At 59.8% G+C, this 22848-nt stretch carries 19 protein-coding genes and 2 pseudogenes; 17 read left to right on the top strand and 4 right to left on the bottom strand.

Translation table 11 applies throughout. From position 1 onward, the window contains the following. The 12 genes and pseudogenes from QD409_RS32925 to QD409_RS32870 all read left to right on the top strand — a co-directional run. Positions 1–242 (top strand): annotated as a pseudogene (locus QD409_RS32925) (sugar ABC transporter ATP-binding protein); the annotation flags it as partial. 14 nt (positions 243–256) lie between these two features. Next, positions 257–1807, top strand: coding sequence for an FAD-dependent oxidoreductase (locus tag QD409_RS32920; protein WP_430764788.1), 1551 nt, complete (start codon positions 257–259; stop codon positions 1805–1807). Between the two features lie 9 nt (positions 1808–1816). Beyond that, a complete protein-coding gene (locus tag QD409_RS32915) occupies positions 1817–3472 on the top strand; it encodes a GMC family oxidoreductase (RefSeq protein WP_430764787.1) in 1656 nt (551 codons plus the stop codon). 51 nt (positions 3473–3523) lie between these two features. Beyond that, the gene (locus QD409_RS32910; protein ID WP_430764786.1) at positions 3524–4693 is read left to right on the top strand and encodes a Gfo/Idh/MocA family protein; all 1170 of its coding nucleotides are present in this window, start codon (positions 3524–3526) and stop codon (positions 4691–4693) included. Positions 4694–4719: 26 nt separating this feature from the next. After that, positions 4720–6801, top strand: a complete 2082-nt coding sequence (locus QD409_RS32905; protein WP_430764785.1) for an FAD-binding protein — start codon at positions 4720–4722, stop codon at positions 6799–6801. Between the two features lie 684 nt (positions 6802–7485). Beyond that, positions 7486–8325, top strand: a complete 840-nt coding sequence (locus QD409_RS32900; RefSeq protein WP_092852864.1) for a transporter substrate-binding domain-containing protein — start codon at positions 7486–7488, stop codon at positions 8323–8325. 55 nt (positions 8326–8380) lie between these two features. Further along, positions 8381–9043: an amino acid ABC transporter permease gene (locus QD409_RS32895; RefSeq protein WP_092852756.1), complete on the top strand. Its 663-nt coding sequence runs from the start codon at positions 8381–8383 to the stop codon at positions 9041–9043. Positions 9044–9047: 4 nt separating this feature from the next. Beyond that, the gene (locus tag QD409_RS32890; protein ID WP_092852758.1) at positions 9048–9707 is read left to right on the top strand and encodes an amino acid ABC transporter permease; all 660 of its coding nucleotides are present in this window, start codon (positions 9048–9050) and stop codon (positions 9705–9707) included. A gap of 12 nt (positions 9708–9719) precedes the next feature. After that, positions 9720–10490: an amino acid ABC transporter ATP-binding protein gene (locus QD409_RS32885; protein WP_092852760.1), complete on the top strand. Its 771-nt coding sequence runs from the start codon at positions 9720–9722 to the stop codon at positions 10488–10490. A 16-nt stretch (positions 10491–10506) separates the two neighbouring features. Beyond that, positions 10507–10896, top strand: coding sequence for a RidA family protein (locus tag QD409_RS32880; RefSeq protein WP_092852762.1), 390 nt, complete (start codon positions 10507–10509; stop codon positions 10894–10896). A gap of 14 nt (positions 10897–10910) precedes the next feature. After that, the gene (locus tag QD409_RS32875; RefSeq protein WP_430764784.1) at positions 10911–11717 is read left to right on the top strand and encodes an IclR family transcriptional regulator; all 807 of its coding nucleotides are present in this window, start codon (positions 10911–10913) and stop codon (positions 11715–11717) included. Positions 11718–12110: 393 nt separating this feature from the next. Continuing rightward, the gene (locus QD409_RS32870) at positions 12111–12851 is read left to right on the top strand and encodes a class I SAM-dependent methyltransferase (protein ID WP_092852765.1); all 741 of its coding nucleotides are present in this window, start codon (positions 12111–12113) and stop codon (positions 12849–12851) included. Positions 12852–13207: 356 nt separating this feature from the next. Here the strand turns inward: QD409_RS32870 and QD409_RS32865 are convergent, their stop codons facing one another. After that, positions 13208–13510, bottom strand: coding sequence for an alkylphosphonate utilization protein (locus QD409_RS32865; RefSeq protein WP_092852866.1), 303 nt, complete (start codon positions 13508–13510; stop codon positions 13208–13210). A gap of 274 nt (positions 13511–13784) precedes the next feature. Here QD409_RS32865 and QD409_RS32860 point away from each other — a divergent pair, with 274 nt between their 5' ends. The 3 genes from QD409_RS32860 to QD409_RS32850 all read left to right on the top strand — a co-directional run bounded on the left by QD409_RS32860 (position 13785) and on the right by QD409_RS32850 (position 17883). Next, positions 13785–14735, top strand: coding sequence for a sensor domain-containing diguanylate cyclase (locus QD409_RS32860; RefSeq protein ID WP_425348551.1), 951 nt, complete (start codon positions 13785–13787; stop codon positions 14733–14735). 208 nt (positions 14736–14943) lie between these two features. Further along, positions 14944–17307, top strand: coding sequence for an Orn/Lys/Arg decarboxylase N-terminal domain-containing protein (locus QD409_RS32855; RefSeq protein WP_430764783.1), 2364 nt, complete (start codon positions 14944–14946; stop codon positions 17305–17307). Between the two features lie 15 nt (positions 17308–17322). Continuing rightward, on the top strand, positions 17323–17883 hold the full coding sequence (locus QD409_RS32850; RefSeq protein ID WP_092852769.1) for a GNAT family N-acetyltransferase: 561 nt from the start codon (positions 17323–17325) through the stop codon (positions 17881–17883). A 65-nt stretch (positions 17884–17948) separates the two neighbouring features. Here QD409_RS32850 and QD409_RS32845 read toward each other — a convergent pair whose 3' ends face one another. Continuing rightward, positions 17949–18527 carry a DAK2 domain-containing protein gene (locus QD409_RS32845; RefSeq protein WP_430764782.1) on the bottom strand — a complete coding sequence of 193 codons (579 nt, stop codon included), beginning with the start codon at positions 18525–18527 and terminating at the stop codon, positions 17949–17951. Further along, a complete protein-coding gene (locus tag QD409_RS32840; protein ID WP_430764781.1) occupies positions 18503–19474 on the bottom strand; it encodes a dihydroxyacetone kinase subunit DhaK in 972 nt (323 codons plus the stop codon). Before QD409_RS32840 ends, QD409_RS32845 begins: the two co-directional genes overlap by 25 nt. 256 nt (positions 19475–19730) lie before the next feature. Between QD409_RS32840 and QD409_RS32835 the strand changes: the two are divergent. Continuing rightward, positions 19731–20482 (top strand): annotated as a pseudogene (locus tag QD409_RS32835) (amino acid ABC transporter ATP-binding protein). A 69-nt stretch (positions 20483–20551) separates the two neighbouring features. Then, positions 20552–21748, top strand: a complete 1197-nt coding sequence (locus tag QD409_RS32830) for an amidohydrolase family protein (RefSeq protein ID WP_430764780.1) — start codon at positions 20552–20554, stop codon at positions 21746–21748. A 660-nt stretch (positions 21749–22408) separates the two neighbouring features. Here QD409_RS32830 and QD409_RS32825 read toward each other — a convergent pair. Next, on the bottom strand, positions 22409–22848 hold a 440-nt coding region (locus QD409_RS32825), incomplete at its 5' end, for a LuxR C-terminal-related transcriptional regulator (RefSeq protein WP_430764779.1).

Genomic DNA, 22848 nt, shown 5'->3' with positions numbered 1-22848 from the left:
CGCTCACCGATCCCGAAGGCGCCGACCGCAACGCCCGCACCCTGGCCGAGAACGACTGCCTGATCGAGGTCGTCGAACCGGCCGGCTCCGACACCTTCGCCGTCACCAAGCTCGGCGGCAAGGAGGTCGTCGCCCGCCTGCGCGCCGACGCCCGCATCAGCGCCGGACAGCACGCCCGCCTCGCCTTCAACCTCGACAAGGCCGTCTTCTTCGATCCACAAACACAAGCAAGGATCGCTTGAGCCCCGGAGTTGAGATGAACGACGCACCCGACATTGTCATCGTTGGTTCAGGAGTGGGCGGGGCGACGGTCGCAGCCGGACTGGCTGCGACGGGCGCCCGGATCCTGATCCTCGAGGCCGGCGATCACATCGCCGACGATCCCGTCAACAGAGACCAGCGCGCCATCTTTCAGCGCGGCCGTTTTCGCCCGAAGGAGACCTGGTACGAAGCGGGCGGCAAGGGCTTCAATCCCGGCAATTACTACAATGTCGGCGGAAATTCGAAATTCTATGGTGCGGTGCTCTCACGCTATCGCCGCGAGGATTTTGAAACTATCCACCATCAGGAGGGTATTTCTCCAGCCTGGCCATTTCCCTACGAAGTTCTCGAGCCGTGGTACGGCCGCGCAGAGCGCCTATACAACGTGCGCGGCACTCTCGGAGAGGATCCGACGGAGCCGCATCATTCGCTCCCGTATGTCTATCCGCCCGTGCCGGATGAACCGGCCATCGCCGAGGTGCGAGCCCGGTTGAAGAGGAGAGGGCTGCATCCGTCATCCTTGCCGCTGGGCATCGACCTCGACAAATGGCTGGCAAAAGCGCGGACGCCTTGGGATGCGCATCCAAATTCCCAGGACGGAAAGATGGATGCCGAGACAGCGGCCTTGGCTGTTGCTCTGCGGCACAGAAACGTAAGGCTCGAGACGAACGCACGGGTGGTCAGGCTGGAAACCGGTCAAAGCGGCCGGATAGAAGAGGTCGTTTACCTGAAAGATGGGCAGCCCCTCTCAGTCGCGCCCGGGATCGTCATACTCTCGGCCGGCGCAGTCCAGTCGTCGGCTCTTCTGCTGAGGTCGGCCAACGATCGCTACAAGAGGGGTCTTGCGAACTCGTCCGATCAGGTCGGCCGCAACTTCATGAACCACAATGCGTCGGCCGTCATCGGCATCTCGCCGACATTCCGCAACGACTCCGTCTACCAGAAGACGTTCGCGTTCAACGATTTCTATCTCTCGGACGGACAGGGCGGCCCGCCGCTTGGAAACGTCCAGCTTCTCGGGCGCGTCTCCGGCAAGATCCTCAAGGGGTCCTTGCCACGCGTTCCGGAGTGGCTTCTCAATCTCGTCACGGCGCACGCCATCGATTTTTACGCGATGAGCGAGGACATTCCCAACCCCGAGAGCCGCGTGACGGTCGACGGCGATCGCGTGATCCTGCAATGGCAGCGCACGAACTGGGCGGCACATCAGGCGCTGGTCGCTAAGCTGAAGGACATTCTGAAATCCATCGGCTTTCCGATTGTGCTCGCGAGAGCATTCGACAAGCGCACTCCTTCGCATCAGTGCGGAACCGTCCGCATTGGCAACGGCCCCGCGACCGCACCGCTCGATGGCTTCTGCCGCGCATATGATCATGAAAATCTGTTCGTCGTGGACGCAAGCTTCTTACCCACGTCGGCAGCGGTCAATCCGGCCCTGACGATTGCAAGCCAGGCATTGCGGGTCGCGGACCACATCGCGTCGAAGGACTTAATGCAGACGGGCCTCAATACCGCGGCCGATCCGCCAACGCCTGGAATTCAATAGGATAACGACATGGTTTTCGATTACATCATAACGGGCGCCGGACCTGCGGGATGCGTACTTGCCAACCGCCTCAGCGAAGATCCGAACGCGAAGGTGCTTTTGCTCGAGGCGGGCGGCGGAGACTGGAATCCTCTGTTCCACATGCCCGCCGGCTTCGCAAAGATGACCAAGGGCGTCGCGAGCTGGGGTTGGCAGACTGTGCCGCAGAGGCACATGAAGGGAAGGGTGCTGCGTTACACACAGGCCAAGGTCATCGGCGGCGGCTCTTCGATCAACGCCCAACTCTACACGCGTGGAAACTCTGCCGACTACGACATGTGGGCAAGCGAGGATGGATGCGAGGGCTGGGACTATCGCTCCATTCTGCCCTATTTCAAGCGGGCTGAGGACAATCAGCGTTTCGCGGACGACTATCATTCTTATGGCGGTCCGCTTGGCGTCTCAATGCCGGCCGCGCCGCTGCCAATCTGCGACGCCTATATCCGCGCCGGACAAGAGCTCGGCATTCCGTACAACCATGACTTTAACGGCCGTCAACAGGCGGGCGTCGGCTTCTACCAACTGACCCAGCGCGACCGTCGCCGCTCGTCGGCCTCGCTGGCATATCTCTCGCCGATCAAGGATCGAAAAAACCTGACGGTGCGCACCGGCGCTCGTGTCTCGCGCATCGTTCTCGAAGGCAAGCGCGCCGTCGGCGTCGAGATCGTTGGCAAGAACGGCGTCGAGATCGCTCGGGCAGAACGCGAAGTCCTGGTGACTTCTGGCGCGATCGGCTCGCCGAAGCTGTTGCTGCAATCCGGGATTGGCCCCGGCGACCATCTTCGCTCCGTGGGTGTAAACGTGCAGTATGATCTCCCCGGCGTTGGGGGAAACATGCAGGATCACCTCGACCTCTTCGTCATCGCTGAATGCACCGGCGATCATACCTATGACGGCGTTGCGAAACTCCATCGGACGCTCTGGGCCGGTATTCAATACATCCTGTTCAAGACCGGCCCGGTCGCATCATCGCTCTTCGAGACCGGGGGCTTCTGGTATGCCGATCCAAACGCGCGGTCTCCGGACATCCAATTCCATCTGGGCCTCGGATCAGGCATCGAGGCGGGTGTCGAACGGTTGAAAAACGCCGGCGTGACACTGAATTCGGCCTACTTGCATCCGCGGTCTCGTGGAACCGTGCGCCTGTCTTCGGCGGATCCCGCCGCTGCTCCGCTGATCGATCCCAATTACTGGTCCGACCCCCACGATAGGGAGATGTCGCTGGAAGGGCTGAAGGTCGCGCGCGAGATCATGCAGCAGGCAGCTTTGAAGCCGTTCGTGCTTGCCGAGCGCTTGCCGGGTCCGAAGGTCATGACCGATGAGCAGCTTTTCGAATATGGGTGTGCGAACGCCAAGACGGACCATCATCCCGTCGGCACTTGCAAGATGGGTACCGGTCCCGAGGCCGTCGTCGGTCTCGATCTGAAGGTTCACGGTTTGGAGGGTCTGCGCGTCTGCGATTCCTCCGTGATGCCCCGGGTTCCGTCATGCAATACGAACGCGCCGACAATCATGGTCGGCGAGAAGGGTGCGGATCTGATCCGTGGCCTGCCGGCATTGCCGGCTGCTGTCTTCACACATGAGCGAAACGACACTCGCCCGCGAGCGCGGGCAGAGATCCGCTGACAATATTATTTACCGGTCCCACAAGGGTCGGCTTGCATGGGAGATATGGAAATGGCCGAAGTGAGAGTAGCAGTGCTGGGGGGCTCGGGCTGGATGGGCAAGGTTCACACCATGGCCTACCAGACCTTTCCGCACTTTCTCGGAGTGTCCGGCGGCACCGCGCGTGTTGTCGCGATCGTCGAGGCAAATCCGAAGGCGGCCGAGGATCTTGCCCGCAGGGCTCCGGGCGCAAAGATTCTCCAGAACTGGGAGCAAGCGGTCAACGACCCCGACATCGATCTGATCGACATTTGCCTGCCCGACAGCCTGCACTACGAGGTGGCAAAGGCCGCGCTGATCGCCGGCAAGCACGTCTATTGTGAAAAACCGCTTGCAAACACCGCGGTTGAAGCGCGCGAACTTACTGACATCGCCAGGGAGAAGGGCGTCATCACCAGGGTCGGGCACGCATTCCCGCGCAATCCGGTTCACGACCTCGCAAAGGAGATCATCGAGGCGGGGGAGATCGGCGAAATCAAGATGTTCCGTGGCTGCCAGCATGTCGATATGTACAGCGATCCCATGGCCCCCTTCATGTGGCGGGCCGACGGCAAGCTTGCTCCGACGGGTATCGTCGGCGATACGGGCTCGCACATCTTCAGCTTCATGGAGTTCCTGGTCGGCCGCGTCAGCTCATTGATCGCCGACAACCTGATCGTCACGGCAAAACGACCGATCGTGGAAGGGCTTGCCTATGGCGAGCAGGTCAAGCTGAAGGGAGACGAGACATGGGCGGAAATTACCAACCCCGACGCCACAAATCTTCTCTGCCGCTTCGAAAACGGTGCTGCCGGTATCGTCGATTTCAGCCGTGTCGCTACCGGTCGCAAATTCATGCAGACCTATGAGGTTTACGGAACCAAGGGCAGCATCGCCTATACCTATGACGAGGTGAACCGGCTTCGTTTCTATACGAATGACGACCGCGCCGGGCGCGCCGGCTTTCGCGAGATCGATGTCGGCCCTGAAAACCCGACATTCAGGGCCTTCCTTCCGCTTCCAAATTTCGCGCTTGGCTACAATGAGAGCAAGATCATCGAGGCTGCGGAAGTCGTAAAATCGATCACGACGAACACGCCGATGTGGCCGACCTTCGAAAACGGCCATCACATCTGCCAGATCGTCGACGCCTGCATGGAATCCTCGCGGTTGAAACGCTGGGTTGATATCCCGCTCGCCTGATTGCCCCTTCTCAAGGACAAACGCCAATGACCATCGATGTTCCGCAACACATTCTTGACGCACTGACGGACGTCGACATGCCGAAACTTTCTCCGGAAGCGGCTCCCTCGGAGACGGTTCGGCTCGCGGGCCTCGACGTGCCGGTCTATCGGGCTGGCTGTGTCGTCGTCGGTTCCGGTGCAGCAGGATTGCGGGCCGCCGTCGAGATGAAGCGTCGCCGCGATGACGTGGTCATCATGAGCCAGAGCGCGTGGGGAGGGACGTCCGCCTGTTCGGGTTCGGACAAGCAGACGCTTCATACGGCAAACACAGCCGACCAAGGCGACAACTTCAAGGCAATGGCACGGGCGATCCGCGCCGGCGGGGCCATGGATGAGGATACGGCCTATGTTGAAGCAGTCGGTTCCGCCCGCATGATGGCGTCCTTGCAGTTCCTTGGCCTACCGTTGCCGCAGGATCCTCTGGGCGGGACGCTCAGATATCAGACCGACCATGATGAAGTCGGTCGCGCTACGAGCTGCGGGCCGCGCACGTCCCGTTTGATGGTCAAGGTCCTGGCGGAAGAGGCCATTCGCCTCGGCGTCCCCTTCTTCAATCACACCACTGCCGTGAAGATCCTGACGCAGGGCGAGGGCGAGCATCGCCGCGTCGTCGGTGTGCTCGTTATCCGCGCCAGCGATCGCAGCGATACCAACCAGTTCGGCTTGGCACTTTTCGCATGCGAAGTGCTGGTGCTTGCAGCCGGCGGACCGGGCGAGCTCTACCGTGACAGCGTCTATCCGAATGGCTGCTTCGGATCGCTTGGCCTGGCTCTGGAGGCTGGCGTCGAGCTCGTCAACCTCACGGAAAGCCAGTTCGGCATCGGCACACGCAGGGAAGGGTTTCCGTGGAACTTGTCCGGGACCTATGTGCAGGCGATCCCGCACATCTACTCAGTCGATGCCGATGGCACCGAGCATCACTTCCTGGCGCAGTACTATCGGACGACGCAGGAGATGGCCTCGAACGTCTTCCGCAAGGGCTATCAGTGGCCCTTCCACTCGACGCGGATGCTGGATTTCGGTTCAAGCCTGGTCGATCTCGCCATCTTCCGGGAGAGCGCGGCCGGCCGCCGCGTGTTCATGGATTTCAACCGCAATCCGCTGCCGGTGCCGGGCGACCTGCCGTTCGACCTTAACCGACTTGACGATGACGTGAAACGCTACCTCGGCAATGCCGGTGCAGAACAGGAGATGCCGATCCAGCGATTGCGGCATATGAACCCGCTCGCGATCGAGCTCTACCGTCGCTACAAGGTCGATATCGCCGCGGAACCGCTGGAATTTGCGGTCAACAACCAGCATATGAACGGTGGTGTCATGGTCGACACATGGGGGCGCAGCAGCCTTGGAGGCTGCTATGCGATCGGCGAGGCGGCAGGCACGCATGGGGTGACCCGTCCAGGCGGCGCGGCCCTCAATGCCGGCCAGGTCTTCGGCACGCGCGTTGCCGAACATATCGGCGCGAGCGGAAGGGCGAGGACCGCTCCGACTGGCGATATGTGCGCTATCGCAGAGACAGGCGCGGTCGAGATCCTGGCGATCCTGAGACCGGATAGCTCCCTGACGGTCAAGACAATCCGGTCGCAAGTGCAGTCGCGCATGAGTGACAAGGCCGGCCTGATCTGCAACGCCGACGGCGTCGGCGAAGCGCTTGCCGAGGCGAAGAAGCTCAACGTAGAAATACGGGAAAAGGGTATCGCTTTCGAACGCGCGGCGGAGGCGGGCAGGGCGTTGCAGTGGCGACAGATGGCGCTCGCGTCCGAGGCCGTCCTCAGTGCGCTGGACTACTTCATTCGCAACGGCGGCGGCAGCCGCGGCGCGCGAGCGATTTGCGACCCCGGCGGCGAACTCCTTCCGGTCGCAAGTTCAGGCCCGCTTGAAGACTACCGCTTCCGCAAGGAGCGCGATGCGCATCGTGAGGAGCAGATCGCCGTCAGGTTGGATAGCGGCGCCATGGCGATATCGACAAGGCCCAACCGGAAATTCGACGAGAGCGCCAAGTCATTTTTCGAACGCGACTGGCCTGCTTGGCTGACAGGCGGGATCTATCAGCTTGATGAGGGCTGAGGAGCTAGATGTGCATATCGATAAGATAACTTGCGGTTGAGAATTTGTACAAGTCGCCCGCGAGTTTTGCCGCGACACGAGCCAAAGCGTGACCTGCCAGCTCCTCCGCTTGCCATGTCTTAGGTCAGACCGGGGACACAAGTCATCAACCATGACGAGATCGTCGGCTAAAGCCGGCACTTTTACGCGCACCGCTGGCGCGCACAGCGCTTCAGCCTTAACTCGCTAACGATGTCGCAAGCGGCCGACACAATCGGCGATGGCGCTGCTGTCGTCCAACATGGCGTCGGTTTTGAAGCCGCTGACCGGCATTCCCCGTTGCATTCGCGCTCGACTACGCAGCCGCGACCGCAGGTAGCACGAACCCTGACGGGTGGGCGCGCTCGGAAGCCGAAAGAATCGCTATCACTTTGGAATCGCTTGGCAATTCTCTCAGCGACGTCAAGCTCGACAAGCGCGACAGGAATGTCACTTGCGCTCATGGAAACACCGCCACGAGACATGGCCGCCTCGGAAACACAAGAATGCTGCAATGCCGAAAAAGCGATCACTTTGGATCGCTGCAGCTTTTTTTGGCGGCGCGCCTTGACAAGCCACCGCGCATACCGCTTCCTGTATGAATCCAATAAAACAGACGTATGTCCGGAATATTGGACAAAGCAAATGTTTCACAAGGGGAACGCCATGACGTCTTCTTTTCGCGTCGGCCTGATCGCTTTGGCCGCAGCTACAGTTCTTTCCAGCCCAGTTTTCGCCGCAGGAAGTAAGCTCGATGAGGTGCTTGCTCGCGGTCACCTCGTTATGGGGACGGGCAGCACAAATGCGCCTTGGCACTTCAAGAGCGCCGACGACAAACTTCAGGGTTTCGATGTCGATATGGGCCACATCATCGCCAAGGCCCTTTTTGGCGATCCTGACAAGATCGAGTATGTCAACCAATCGTCTGACGCACGTATTCCGAATATTACGACGGACAAGGTCGATATCACCTGCCAGTTCATGACCGTCACCGGTGAGCGCGCGCAACAGATTGCCTTTACAATCCCATATTATCGAGAAGGCGTTGGGCTCATGCTCAAGGCGGACGGCAAATATGCCGACTACGCGGCGCTGAAGGCCGCCGGGTCATCTGTCACGATCTCCGTCCTGCAGAACGTCTACGCTGAATCGATGGTCCATGCGGCCCTCCCGGGCGCTACCGTCGACCAGTATGACTCCGTCGATCTCATCTACCAGGCGCTGGAATCCGGTCGCGCGGATGCGGTTGCTACCGACCAGTCGTCGCTGGCTTGGTACATGACCCAGAATCCCGGGAAATATAAGGACGCCGGTTACGGCTGGAACCCGCAGACTTACGCCTGCGGCGTAAAGCGCGGTGACCAGGATTGGTTGAATTTCGTCAACACTGCTCTTCACGAGGCCATGACCGGCGTTGAATTCGATGCCTACGCCAAGTCGTTCAAGACCTGGTTTGGCAAGGATCTGACGCCTCCGCAAATCGGCTTCCCGGTCGAATATAAGTAACTGGCCCGAGGGAGCGGGGTCTTTCCCGCTCCCTCCTTTAAAGGGGCGGCCTGCCATGGGTTATACGCTGAATTTTGCTGCCGTCTGGCGCAACTTCGATTTCCTTCTTAGCGGCTTGATGTTGAGCCTCGGCCTCGCGGTGATCTCGATCTTGATCGGGACAATCCTCGGTCTGTTCGTCGCTTTTGCGCTGCTCTCCAAGAACCGTGCGGTGGTCGCGCCGGCACGAATCTACGTTACCGTAATTCGAAATCTTCCCATCCTCGTGCTCGTCTTGTTCGCGTTCTTCGCATTGCCGCAGATGGGCTTGCGGCTGGACAAGATTAAGAGCTTTGTCCTGGTGCTCTCGCTCTATTCGGGAGCCTACCTCGCCGAAGTCTTCCGCGCCGGACTTCTCTCGATACCAAAGGGGCTGACGGAAGCCGGACTGGCGATCGGCTTGACGTCGATGCAGATACGCACGTCGATCATCGCCCCCCTGATGATCCGCAACGTTCTCCCGTCGCTATCGTCGACAATCATTTCCCTGTTCAAGGATACATCCCTCGCTGCGACGATTGCCGTGCCCGAACTCACCTTTGCGGCGCGCAAGATCAACGTCGAAAGCTTCCGCGTCATCGAGACCTGGATGGTTACATCCGCCCTCTATGTCGTGACCTGTTTCCTCATTGCCGCCGTGATGCGCTTGGTCGAGCGGCGTCTGGCATTGCCGAGGTAAGCCGATGTCTCACACTTTTCTCGATCAACTTTGGATCGCCCGCTATGTCGTCCTGAATGGGATTGCGATGACGGTATCGATCTCGCTCCTCGCCATTCTTGCCGGCTCCGTCCTCGGCGTTTTCGTGGGACTTGCTCTGGTTTACGGGAACGGCGTGCTGCGTCTGATCGTCCGAGCCTACACAGACGTCATCCGTGGAACGCCGGTCTTGGTCCTCGTTCTTGCCAGCTACTATGTCTCGAGCGCGGTCGGCATCGAACTCGGTCCCTTTTCGGCAGGTGTTCTGGCGTTGGCAATCTTCTGCTCGTCGCATGTGGGCGAGATCGTGCGCGGCGCTCTACAGGCTATCCCGAAGGGGCAAACAGAGGCAGCAAAAGCCATCGGGCTGACATTCTCCCAGACGTTTACCTCCGTCCTCTGGCCCCAAGCGCTGCGCCAGTGCCTGCCAGCTTGGGTCAATACGGCGGCGGAAATGGTGAAGGCATCGACGCTGCTGTCGGTTATCGGGGTTGCCGAGCTGTTGCTTCGAACGCAGGAGATCATCTCCCGCAACTTCATGAGCCTGCAGTTCTATTTCCTGGCTGGCGCTCTCTATTTCATCGTTAACTTCGGTATCGAGCGCTTCGGCAAATTCGTCGAGCGCAAGACCACCCTACCATCTTGAGGAGGCCGCGCGATGGCCAAGACAATGCTTGAAATCAAGGGCCTGCGTAAAACCTACGGGCAGCACGAGGTTCTCAAAGGCGTGGACTGCTCAGTGGGGGAAGGCGAGGTCATTTCCATCATTGGCTCATCCGGTTCGGGCAAGACGACGATGCTTCGCTGCGTGAACATGCTGGAGGAATTCCAGGGGGGCACGATCAGCCTCGATGGCGAAGAGATTGGCTACCACGTCGAGGGATCGACGCGCAGGCGAAAGAGCGAGAAGGAGATTGCCCGTCAGCGCGCGCTGACAGGGATGGCCTTTCAGCAGTTCAATCTCTTTCCGCACATGACCGCAGCCCAGAACGTCATGCTTGGGCTGATCAAGGTCAAGAGGATGCCGAAAGCCGAAGCGCGTGGGATCGCCGAGCGATGGCTGGATCGCGTCGGTCTGTCGGCGCGCACCAATCATTATCCCGGCCAGCTTTCTGGTGGTCAGCAGCAACGTGTGGCAATTGCCCGCGCGATCGCGATGTCGCCGCGGCTCATGCTGTTCGATGAAGTGACCTCAGCTCTTGATCCCGAACTGGTTGGCGAAGTGCTGCAGGTCATCAAGGGTCTCGCGGCAGACGGCATGACCATGCTGCTGGTCACGCATGAAATGCGGTTTGCCTACGAAGTGTCTTCGCGAGTCATCTTCATGAACCAGGGCGTCATTTGCGAGCAGGGCGATCCAAAGGAGATGTTCCTGAAGCCGAAGACGGAACGGCTTGCGGAGTTCCTCAAAACATCCAGCTTCAACTAGAAGGAAAGACAACAGGATGACGATCAAGCGTTATGGGACCGGCGAAAAGGGTGCCGGCGGACAACCACTTCCTTTCGCACGGGCTGCCGAAGCCGGCGGCTGGCTGTATGTTTCCGGTCAGGTACCGATGGAAAAGGGCGAGATTGTCGGTGGTGGGATCGTTGGCCAGAGCCGCAAGGCTATCGAAAACCTGATTGCCATTCTCAAGGAGGCGGGCTACAGCCTTCAAGATGTTGTGCGCGTCGGCGTATGGCTTGACGATCCGCGCGACTTCTGGAGCTTCAACGGCGTGTATGCCGAGTATTTCGGCGCGAATCCTCCGGCACGCGCTTGTGTCCAATCACGCATGATGGTCGACTGCAAGGTCGAAGTCGACTGCGTGGCTTACCGCGCGGATCGCGCCTAATTTTGGAGAAGAGCATGGCTGAGGCTGGTGTCGACACGGTATCGCGGCGCACCCGAGGATTGGATCGTGCCTTTGAGATACTTGAATTTCTTCGGGTAAAACGTCAGCCCATGCGGCCGAACGAGATCGCTGCGGAAATCGGTGCGCCGCGATCCTCGGTCTACGAACTGGTCAATCTGCTTCTCAGCCACGGTATGCTCGACTACTACGGGGGCGATGGCAGGGTCTTTCTCGGCCGTCGGCTCTATTTCCTCGGAACAGCTTATGCCGAGCAGTTCGACTTGATGCGCGAATGCGAACGCATGCTGGGCCACCTGGCCGAGGAGACTCGGGAGACAGCCCAGATGTGCCTTCTGGAAGGCAACAAGTATACGGTCGCAATGATGCGCGAGGGCATCCGACCTTTTCGCATCTCTTCCAATGTCGGTGAACTCGTATCCGTTCCGTGGACCGCTTCGGGACGGCTCCTCGTCTCGCACCTTTCCGATCAGGAAATTCTCGATTTCATCCCACCGGACGACTTCGTGCTCCCGGACGGCAGGCGTCTCGATCCATCAAATTTCATCAGCCAGGTTCGTGACGCCGCGCACGACGGATATTTCACCTTCAATAGTGAAGTGGAGAACTTTACACACTGTTTCGCCGTGCCAATCTACCAGGCCGACGGCGTGTGCATCGCAACGCTTTGCCTCGTCGCACCGCGGGAGGATGGTCTTCGCAACCGCAAAGCATATTTGGAGAGCCTTCTTTCCGCGGCAAAGGAGGTTTCCGAGAAGCTTGGATACCATCCGCTCGACAGAAAAGTCGCCTCCCACATCTAAGCCTGATTACCGCCAACCCATTCTTATCCTTCGCAAGTTGCGCCTTGCGGTAGCAAAGTTGGGAAGTCCGCTTTGCCGAGCTCTCGCGGGTAGGGGGCTCGATAGCCTATCAGTTGACCCATGATCAGCTTCGACCGTATCCTGGCGTCCGTCATCCATTGCCGCAACGTCACCGGGCTGACGGACTTCTATGAAACTTGTTTCCCCACGGCGCTCGTGGTGTCCCAGTGGGATCACCGCCGAACAGTGAAACCGCAATGGGCTGGGATATATGGCCCTAGTTGTGGTATCCTCCAAAATCGAGGGGCCACTGGTGACCGCAACCGGTCTGGTGCCTATCAACAACCTTGGAAACATTTTTGACGCATTAGGGCAAGCTGGGAGGAAACCGGGATGACCCATGATGCGCGCCTTACGCGCGAGCGCGACTTTCACAATGAACGCTTTGGTGCCTTAGAAGAACGCAAGCAGGACTCGTTCTATTTCGCCGTCAAGCCCGCTGTAGACGCCTATTGGCGGCTGGTGAAGGCGGCCTGTCCCGAAAAGGAAGTGCTCGAATATGGGTGCTCAAACGGCATGAGCAGCATTGGTCTTGCGCACTCTGCCAAGCGGATCACCGGTATTGATATTTCGGACGTCGCTATTCAACAGGCCGCGGATGCGGCCGTTCGCCACGGAATCAGCAACGTGACGTTCCAAGTCGACAATGCGGAGGAGATGAAGCTGCCGTCGGCGGGCTTTGACGTCGTCTTCGGCAGCGGCATCCTGCACCACCTCGTGCTGGAGAAATCGCTTCGCGAGATCCGGCGCGTGCTGCGACCGGGCGGCAAGGCTTTCTTTTTCGAGCCGCTCGGCCACAACCCTGTGATCAATCTCTATCGCAACTGGACGCCCGCGGCCCGCACGGTTGATGAGCACCCGCTCTTGAAATCCGACTTCGAGATCGTGCGCAAATATTTCTCGAAGTGCGATCTGGAATTTTTCGGGCTAACGACGCTCTTGTCCATCCCGTTTCGCGGGAGCCCGCTGGGCACCGCGGTCCGGGCCGCCGGCGCGCAGATCGACAATTTGCTGCTGAAGATACCAGGTGCCAGATGGCAGGCCTGGATCGTCGTCTTGGCTCTGGAGGCATGAGGGGCCTGCCGCGCTGCTGGAGCCCAACCTGCCGTCTATTGGGGCGCGGACGACCGGCGAGGGTCAATAGAACCCACCCAGCTACAAATAAACATCAGATAATAACAATTATGGAACTATCCCAAGCACCGTCACCCCACCAACCCTCATGACTTTCCGCTGTCATTCCAGATAGTTGGCGAGATTGTCCTATGGTGATGGCGGCGACCTGCTGGTTTGCGGCATCGCCAGCCAACGCGTCGGCGTAAAACGCGAACGCGGCAACTGGCGACCTGTTGGACTAATTGCCCGCGACTTGCAGCGATGGCAGCCTCTGAGACATGCCGGCCAAACCATCCGAACGGTCACAGAGAAAATCAGCGCTTGCGTACGAACTCCGTGCGCAGAACAAGACCCTTGATCGTGTCGTGACGGCAATCGATCTCTTCCGGATTGTCGGTCAACCGGACCGATCGGATCACGGTTCCCTGCTTAAGCGTCTGGCCGGCGCCCTTGACCTTGAGGTCCTTGATCAGAACGACAGAGTCGCCGTCTGCGAGGACATTGCCAGATGCATCGCGGGCCTCCGCAGCCTTGGCTTTCTCTGCCGCGATTTCGGATGCGGGCCGCCACTCGCCGGTTGCCTCGTCATAGATGTACTCGTCGTCTTGGTCGTTCATGTCAGTCATTTCTCGTTTCAAATCTCTTAGGCAGAATTCTTATTTTGAAGTGTTTCTGCCAAACACCTAAAGCGACATTTTCACGCCCAAATCAATTATTTTGTCGGCATTTTGGATTGAAGTGACGCGTGGAGATATTCGAAGCTGAATTTTCGGCCTCTATCTGAGGTCCGTTAAACCGCGAACGGCGTGACAATGCTTCTTGCTCATCCTAACATAAATTTTATCCCTGTCGGTCATAATCCGGGGCGACTTAAACCTGTCTGAGGGCATGATGGCCTTGGGTGATGCAGAATATATATTGCGCTTGGCGCAGTTGATTGAAGGTTCGGGGGCGCTCGTCGCCGTGTACGATCAGGATGATCGCCTGCGCTTTGCCAACCGTGCGTTTCGTATGGCATGGTTCATCGACGATAACGAGCATCCGCTGTGGTCTGAGCTCATGCGCCGCAACTATCATGCCATGCGCGGAACAATCATTAAAACCACGGATTTCGAGAGCTGGTTGCTGACAACGCAGGCAAGACGAGGGAAAAGTGGGTTTCGCGCGTTCGAGACCGATCTTCACGATGGCCGCTGGCTCTGGATGACGGAGACCACCGAGCACAGTGGCTGGATGCTCTGCGTCGCAAGCGACATTACCACGATCCGGTCCGATGAACGCACCCTGCGGCAAGATCGCGATTTTGCACTAAAGGCCTCGCAGACTGACGAATTGACAGGCGTTCCGAGCCGGAGGTTCGTCATGTCAAAGCTTGGTGAACTCGTTGGCGGTCAGGGCGATGCAGCAGAGCAGGTCGGATGTTTTGCGATACTCGACATCGATAATTTCAAGGCGATCAATGATCGCTTCGGCCATATCGTCGGCGATGCCGTCCTTAGAGATTTTGCAGCAACCCTACAGAAAATGGCCCGCAAGACCGATATTTTCGGGCGTGTGGGAGGAGAAGAATTCGTTCTCATTCTGCCGAAAACCACACCGGACCGGGCCGAGGCGATTGTTTATCGTATGCTGCTCGCCGTAAGACAATCGCGGCCCCTGCCCGACCAGGCCGACTTCTTTTACACATTTTCGGCCGGCATTGCCTCCGTACTGCGTGGCGACGACTGCAATGATCTCTATCGAAGAGCCGACCTCGCCCTCTATGCCGCGAAGTTGAAGGGACGCGATCAGGTCTGCCTCGATCCGACCGCACATTCGTTCGGCGCGGCAAGATTATCCTAGTCCAGACCGAGGCGAAGACATTTCCCTGGGGTGCGAGCTCTGGTCGAGCATTCGGCCGCTGGAGAGCGGCGAATACCGGATGTGAAACCATGGCGAGTAGATTTGAAAAATGCTTCCTCATCAACATGTTTCGGACATCCGATAGTCTGTCACATCCATGTCATGAAATGCGTTGACACCTCGTGCCTAATCGAAAGCGGGTACCACGATGGATTATTTCAGACGTTTCAATTTTCTGTTCGCAACGCCAACCTTTGACAGCGAGGATTTGGAGGGCGCCCGCTACAACCAGATCATCGAGGAGATCGAGCGCTCCGGCTTCGAGGTGGTGCGCGCGCGCAACATCGAAGATGCTGAGATCGCCGTGCAGACGGACGCGGCCATCGGCTGTATGCTGGTCGACTGGGGCAAGAAGGGCCTTGAGGGCAAGACGGCCTCGCTCATCAATTTGATGCGTCGGCGCGGTCTCGAATTCCCGATTATCCTGCTGATCCGCCGCAAGCGCTTCGAGGATGTGCCGGTCGAGGTGCTCGACTTCATCGACGGTTATGTCTTCCTTTCGGAAGAGACGCCCGCCTTCATCGCCAAGAGCCTTATCAGCCGGCTCAAGCAATATGCAGAGACGCTGAAGACGCCGTTTTTCGGCGCATTGGTCGATTATGCCGAAGAAGGCAACCAGCTCTGGACCTGCCCGGGGCACAATGGCGGCATTTTCTACAGCCGCAGCCCGATCGGCAGGGTATTCATGGAGCATCTGGGCGAAGCGGTGTTTCGCGACGATCTCGACAATTCCGTGCTCGATCTTGGCGACCTTTTGACCCACGAGGGGCCTGCGCTTGCTGCGCAGAAAGAGGCGGCCAAGATTTTCGGCGCCGAGAAGACCTATTTCGTCCTGAATGGCACCTCCACCTCCAACAAGGTCGCGCTCTCCGCGCTCGTCACCGACGGCGATCTCGTGCTGTTCGACCGCAACAACCACAAGGCCGCCCATCATGGCGCCTTGATGATCTCAGGCGGCATACCGGTTTATTTGCCGACCATCCGCAATCCTTATGGGCTGATCGGCCCCGTCGACTATGCCGCCTTTGACGAGGAGGCGCTACGGGAGCGCATCCGTACGCATCCGCTGGTGAAGGATCCGGAGGCCCATAAGAAGCCGCGTCCGTTCCGCGTCGCGGTTGTGGAGCAGTGCACCTATGACGGCACCATTCACAATGCTGAGATGATCCTCAAGCGCATTGGGCATCTGTGCGACTACATCCTCTTCGATGAGGCCTGGGCTGGCTTCATGAAATTTCATCCACTCTATGCCGGACGCTTCGCCATGGGTCTTGCCGATCTTGGCCCGGATGCGCCGGGCATCATCGCCACGCAGTCCACCCATAAGCAGCTCGCTAGCTTCTCTCAGGCTTCCCAGATCCACATGAAGGATCGGCACATCACCGGCCAGAAGCGCCGCGTGGAGCACCGGCGCTTCAACGAGAGCTTCATGCAGCACGCATCGACCTCGCCCTTTTACCCGCTGTTTGCCTCGCTTGATGTAGGCGCGCAGATGATGAAGGGCCGCTCGGGCGAAGTGCTGTGGGACGACACGATCCGCCTCGGCATCGAGCTGCGCAAGAAGATCCGCGCTGTGCGCCGCGAATTCGAGGAGAAGGAAAATCGTCCCGAACGCCGGTGGTTCTTCGAGCCTTTCGTGCCCGATCGGGTAGCGATTCCGGATGTGTCGAGCCCCGGCGCAGTGCATGACGTGCCATGGGAGAGCATCGCCACCGACCAGCTCGCCACCAATCCCGCCTTCTGGCACCTGACGCCCGGTGCGGCATGGCACGGCTTTTCCGCGATGGAGCCGGGCTTCGCGATGACGGATCCGAACAAGCTCACCCTGCTCACCCCCGGCTTCGACCGGGCGAGTGGAAAGTACACAGAGCATGGCATTCCGGCGCCCGTGGTTGCGCAATACCTGCGTGAAAACCGCATCGTCGCGGAGAAGAACGACCTCAATTCGCTCCTGTTTCTCCTCACCCCCGGCGTCGAGGCCAGCAAGGCCGGTACCTTGATCAGCGGTCTCGTCGCCTTCAAGAAGCTCTATGACGACAATGCGCTGCTGGAGGAGGCAATACCGGAATTCTACCGTCGCCGGCCTCGCCGCTATGCCGGGGTCCGCCTGCGCGATCTGTGCACGGACATGCACAGCTTCTTCCGCCAGGCTGATGTCAGTGCGCTTCAGACAAAGCAGTTTTCCGCTGACCACCTGCCTCCGATCGCGCTCTCGCCCCATGACGCCGCGCGCTGCCTGGTGCGCAATGATGTCGAGTATCTGCCGATCGATCAGATCGCGGGCCGCATCGCGACAACACCCTTCGTGGTCTATCCTCCGGGCATCGCAACCATCGTGCCGGGCGAGCGTTTGACGGACCAGGCCAAGCCCATGATTGACTATCTCAAGATGTTTGAAACCTGCTTCAACACTTTCCCGGGCTTTGAAGTGGAGATTCAGGGGCTCTATCGCGAGATCGATGAAACCGGCCGCATCCGGCTCTATACTTATGTCGTTGCGGAACAGGCCTAAGAATTCGGATCGATCATGGAGCAGAACAAAACGATCGTCATTCGTCCGTCACGCGAGACGGACGTCGATGCCATGCTGGCCATCTATCGCCGCCACATTCGCCGCGGCGTCGAGGACGGGGTGGACGATAACGACACGCCGCAACCGGACGATCTGCGGGAGCGGCGCAAGAACCTGAAGAACCGCAGGTTCCCTCATGTCGTCGCGCTCGAAGGCGAAAAGGTTGTGGGCTATGCCTATGTGGTATTGTTCCGCAAACGCCCGGCCTATCGCTACACCGTCAAGCACTCGATCTATGTGCATCACGACCATGTCGGCCAGGGTGTCGGGAGCCTGCTCATGCGCGGGTTGATCGATGCCTGTGCGGCAGCGGGCTTCCGGCAGATGATCGGCTATATCGACGCGGACAACGTTGCCTCCCTCGCCCTGCACGAGCGCTTCGGCTTTGTTCGCGTCGGTCTGCTGCCAGGAGTGGCCTATCGCTATGGTCATTGGGCCGACAGCGTCATGGTCCAGCGCTCGCTGGGCTCGGGCTCTACCGCTCCGCCCCCACCTCCGCCGCTCTCCACCCGCTGATGCGAACAAGCAACCCCTACCCGCCGCCCGTATCGCGGCGCGGTGGCGATTCGAGGTTATGGATTTCAGCCAGGATGCGCCGCGAGAACCTCAAAAATGCGTACGATCGCCTCCGCACCCGGATCGGCAATTCCTTCCAGCGACCGGGCGTCCAGATAGGACGAGCGGCCTGCATTGGCACGCGTCATGCTCGCAGTCGCATCCGCTCCAAGCCGTGCGGCCGCAGCAGCCGAGGCCATCCCCTCTCCTCCTCCGACGGCCGCGAGCGCCGGCGAGAGCGCGTCTATCATCGTCCGGTCTCCAAGCTTCGCTCCGCCATATTGCTGCATCGCTTCAAGGCCTTCGGAAAGGGCTGCAACCCAATCCCTGGACTGACGGTAGGCATCGGCACTACGCGCCATCATGATGGCGAACAGCACTCCGCTTGAGCCGCCCATGGCTTTGCGCTTGAGGTCGCTGAGTGCGGAGAGCAAGGCGGAGCCATCGGCGAAGGCCAAGGTGTCGATGGCCGCCTGGACCGTTCTTGCCGCTCCGGCAAAGGTGCTGCCGGTGTCTCCGTCGCCGACCTTCGCATCGAGCGCATTGATCGCGCTTTCCATGTCGATGCAGGTTGCAATGATTATCTCGACAATGCTCGGACCCAATCATCCCTCGAAGCGTGAAAGGTTTGGTTTGCCTCGACCGTAGGGGCAGTGATCGGCTGCACATCGCGAAACCTTTCGAATTGCGGAAAATGGGACGATGCCGTCAGCGATGTGAGAAAGATCTCGCGCTCCGGCGTCAATTCGAGAAGTGAAATGGAGAAGCCGGGCATTTCAAGCGCCGTCATCACGGCGGCCGGCCCGGCAACGTAGCGGATCTTCGGACGAAGCGCCGACTTCATCAGATCCGAGAAGAGCACCAGGCATTCCAGGTTAGAAAGACCACCCAAGTTGTTGAAGATGGCGGCATATTCGATACCTGGTTTCAGCCGGGGCGCAAGGCGGGATACAAGATCATCGATGAGCGCACTTGAGCTGGCTAGTACGGCGATCTCGACACCCGCCTCGCCATGTATCCCCAATCCGATCTCGACTTCGTTCGGACCGATCCGATCGAGCTTGGGATTGCCGGGGACGGTACAGGTGTCGCGCGCCGCACCGATTGTGACGATCCCCTGGTTTGCCTGTTCGACCACAGCGCGGATGTCCTCGAGCGAGGCACCGGTGCGCGCCAGATGTCCCGCGATTTTGTGGATGAACAAGGTGCCTGCGATGCCGCGCGACTGCCGGGACCGGGAGGTCGCCAGATCGTCGGCGACGATGACCATCTGCACCTTCAGCCCGAGTGCCTTGGCCTTCTCGGCGGCGAGACCGAAATTCAGCCGGTCTCCGGTGTAATTCTTGACGACGAGCAAACACCCGGCTTCGCCCGTCACCGCGACGATGCCGGCAAGGACTGCATCCACGCTTGGAGAAGCGAAGACCTCGCCGCAGATTGCCGCCGTCAGCAGACCATCAGCCACCAGCCCGGCATGTGAGGGCTCGTGCCCCGAGCCGCCGCCGGAAATGATGGCAACGCCGGACTTTTGCCAGTCTGCCCTGAGCACCACATTGGCGCTTCACCAGAGTTCAGCTTATCTACGGTCAGAATTTCAAAATCCTGCCGCCGCTGATCGTTGCGGTGCTCTGGTACCTGGTCTTGGTCACCGTGGCCAGCATAGGACAGCACTTCCTGGAGAAGCGCTTCAACGCCTCCCAGGTCAGACCGCAACAAACGCGAAAGACGGCGCAGCGTCTGCAAAGCGAGCAGACGACCGTTGCAGCCAATGGAGGCACGGCATGATGGGCGCGGCTATGACTGATACGATGCTCAAAATCGAAGGCGTCAACAAATGGCTCGGCGACAACCATGTTCTGCGCGGCGTCGACTTCACCGTCCGCACCGGCGAAATCGTGTGCGTCCTCGGACCGTCCGGATCGGGCAAGAGCACGCTGCTGCGTTGCATCAATCACCTCGACCCGGTCGATGGCGGCATTATCGAAGTGGCGGGCAAGCGCATCGGCTATGAGCTTCGCGCCGGCGTTCTCTATGAGCAGGACGAGCGGGCTGTCGCCAAGGCGCGCCAGCACATCGGATGGTGTTCCAACATTTCAACCTGTTCGGTCACATGACCGCGCTGGAAAATGTCATCTATGGTCCGGTGAAGATCCTGAAGCGACCGCGCAGAGAGAGTATCGACAAGGCGCGGGATCTGCTTGCGCTCGTCGGGATGACGGAGCGTGCCGAGGCTTACCCCAGCCAGCTTTCCGGCGGTCAACAGCAACGTGTCGCCATCGCCCGCGCACTGGCGATGGAGCCGCGGCTGATGATGTTCGATGAGCCCACCAGTGCACTGGATCCCGAGCTCGTCGGCGAGGTTCTCGCCACGATGCGGAAAGTTGCCGATGAGGGCATGACCATGCTCGTCGTGACGCACGAGATCGGCTTTGCCCGCGAGGTGGCCGACCGGGTTGTGTTCATGGACCAGGGACGAGTGGTCGAGGACGGTCCGGCACGCGATGTGCTCGATAATCCCGCGCATGAACGCACCGCAACCTTCCTGCGCCGCGTCCGCTGAACCTGCAAACAAAACAACTTCATTCCAAACGCCGATCGTTCCAATGATCGATAGACAGGGAGTCCCTTGATGACTGATCAGCACTATAGGTTAACCAACGTGCGGCCTTGGGGTGCCGACCCTGTAGATATTGCCATTGAGGACGGGCGTATTGCAGACATTCGCCCCGCTGCCGCCTCGCCTGCCGCAGGCGATGTCGACGGCGGCGACCTTCTCGCCTTGCCCGGCTTCATCAATACCCACTCTCACGTCGACAAGAGCTGGTGGGGGCAGCCCTGGGTCTCCTACACCTACTCCGACCATCCGACCGTGGAGGGCTGGATCGCCAACGAGTGTGCTCAGCGCAGCAAGTACGACATACCGAATGCGTCATCCACGGCCGCTGTGTTGCGCGAGTTCCTTCGACACGGAACGACGGCGACGCGCACGCATATCGACGTCGATCTTGACATCGGGCTGCGAGGCCTGGAGTGCGTAAAAGCTGCGCTCAATGAGGTTGGCGACGCCATTCAAGTGAAGACGGTCGCCTTCCCGCAGGATGGCGTTTTGCGTCGGCCGGGCGTGTTGAAGCTTCTCGATGAGGCGGCGCAGGCGGGCGTGGACTATATTGGCGGGCTTGATCCGGGCACGATCGACCGCGACGTCGAGGGGCAACTGGACGCGCTCTTCGATATCGCCGTGGCGCGTGGTGTCGGTCTCGACCTGCACCTGCACGACTTTGGCTCGCTGGGCGTCTACGAATTCCAGCAGGTCATGCGGCGCACTATCGACGCCAAGCTGCAAGGGCGGGTGAACATCTCGCACGGCTTCGTGCTCGGCACGCTGCCGCAGAACGTCCAGGCAGAGATTGTAGAGGGGCTCGCCGAGGCGGGCGTCTCCTGGACGACCGTTGCGATGGGCGGAACGGCGCCGCTTCCGTGGCAAGGGATGCGACAGCGTTCGGTGCCATTGGGGCTTGGTACCGATGGTATCCGCGATCTGTGGTCGCCGTTCGGTGACGGTGATCTACTGCGCATCGCATTCCAGTTCGCCAGGCTGCACGGACTCCGGCATGACGACAAGCTGACTGCCGCGGTAGAACTGGCGACGCGCGGCGGTGCGCATTTCGTCGGGCGCGACGTGCACGACCTGGTGGCGGGCGCGCGCGCCGATATCGTTTTGCTGGATGCCGAGAACGTCCCCGACGCGCTCGTGCGCTGCCCGCCGCGGCGGCTCGTGATCTCCGGCGGTTGCGTGGCTGCACGCAATGGCGAAGTGCTGGTCTAAACGAAGACGAGAGTGACAGGCAGGCTGTACAGATGGGGCGGGCGTCAGAGCGATCATTCTGCTCCGGCGCTTTCAGGTGCCTTTCAGCTGCCTGCCGTATTGCACGCCTCGTGCGAATACTGACGCCCCCAACCAAGCATTCGCACGCGGTGCCCCAATAGGGTTCCAGCTCTGCCTCACGTCAACGAGGCAGAGCCCCTCGCCCACAAACTTCCCGATCGATGAATTTTGGCTTTGGAACTAACGACGCTCAGCCATCCCCATTCGTCAGGAACCTATGGCGAGTTCGCCGCCCTCTAAGAATGTGGCGTTCTCGGCATTTCGCTTCTGTGCCACAGGCGCTTCGCAGATGCTCAGGCCCTGCCCTGCAACAGCAAGCTCACATGACGGACGGATAGGTTAGAGATCAGCTGTCCAAGATCCTGGTAGGGCATTTCATGCGCTCAGGCGTCTCTGCCTGCGCGTATGGCCCTTCGGCGCGAAACCAGTCGCAGGCGCGCTCCCATCAATGGGTTGCGATTTTGGAGCCCGGCGCTCTGCCGGTTAGCCATTAAGGCCGCTGGCCTGCCCCGATGCCGGGGCTGGTATTGGCGAAACACGATAAGCCGGGCTCTTTCCCGTATAATTCGCGCAAGCGGCAACCGTCGCCAGGAAGAAGTATTACCGAACAAGCTCGCGGATCTTATAGGCAACTTCGGTTCGGTTCGTCGCGTTCAGCTTCTTCATGATGTTGCGAATGTGCACTTTGACGGTGCTCTCGCAAAGATCCATCTCATAGGCGATGATCTTGTTTGCCTTGCCTCGCCGCAGCGCTTCGGCGACCACGACTTCGCGTGGTGTAAACAGGCTGTCGAGGCAGCAATTTCGACTGGCCACGGGAGCGATCGCTTCCTTGGCAGCCAACAGGCTGCTTGCCGGCACAAAGACGCCGCCTGCGCGCGCGAGCGCTACAGCTTCGGCGGCAACCTTTATTCCGACGCTCGTCGGGATGTAGCCGCGTGCGCCGCATTCCAACGCATGCAGGAGTTGTGCAAGTTCATCACCATCGGCACCAACGATTACAGGGCTTGTCTGGAAGCGTTCGACCAAGGCCAAGGCAC

The sequence above is a fragment of the Rhizobium sp. BR 315 genome (genome assembly GCF_050577975.1).
Taxonomy (GTDB): Bacteria; Pseudomonadota; Alphaproteobacteria; order Rhizobiales; family Rhizobiaceae; genus Rhizobium; species Rhizobium miluonense.
Note: the sequence above shows the minus strand (reverse complement) of the source record. Positions and strands in the feature narration are given on the sequence as shown.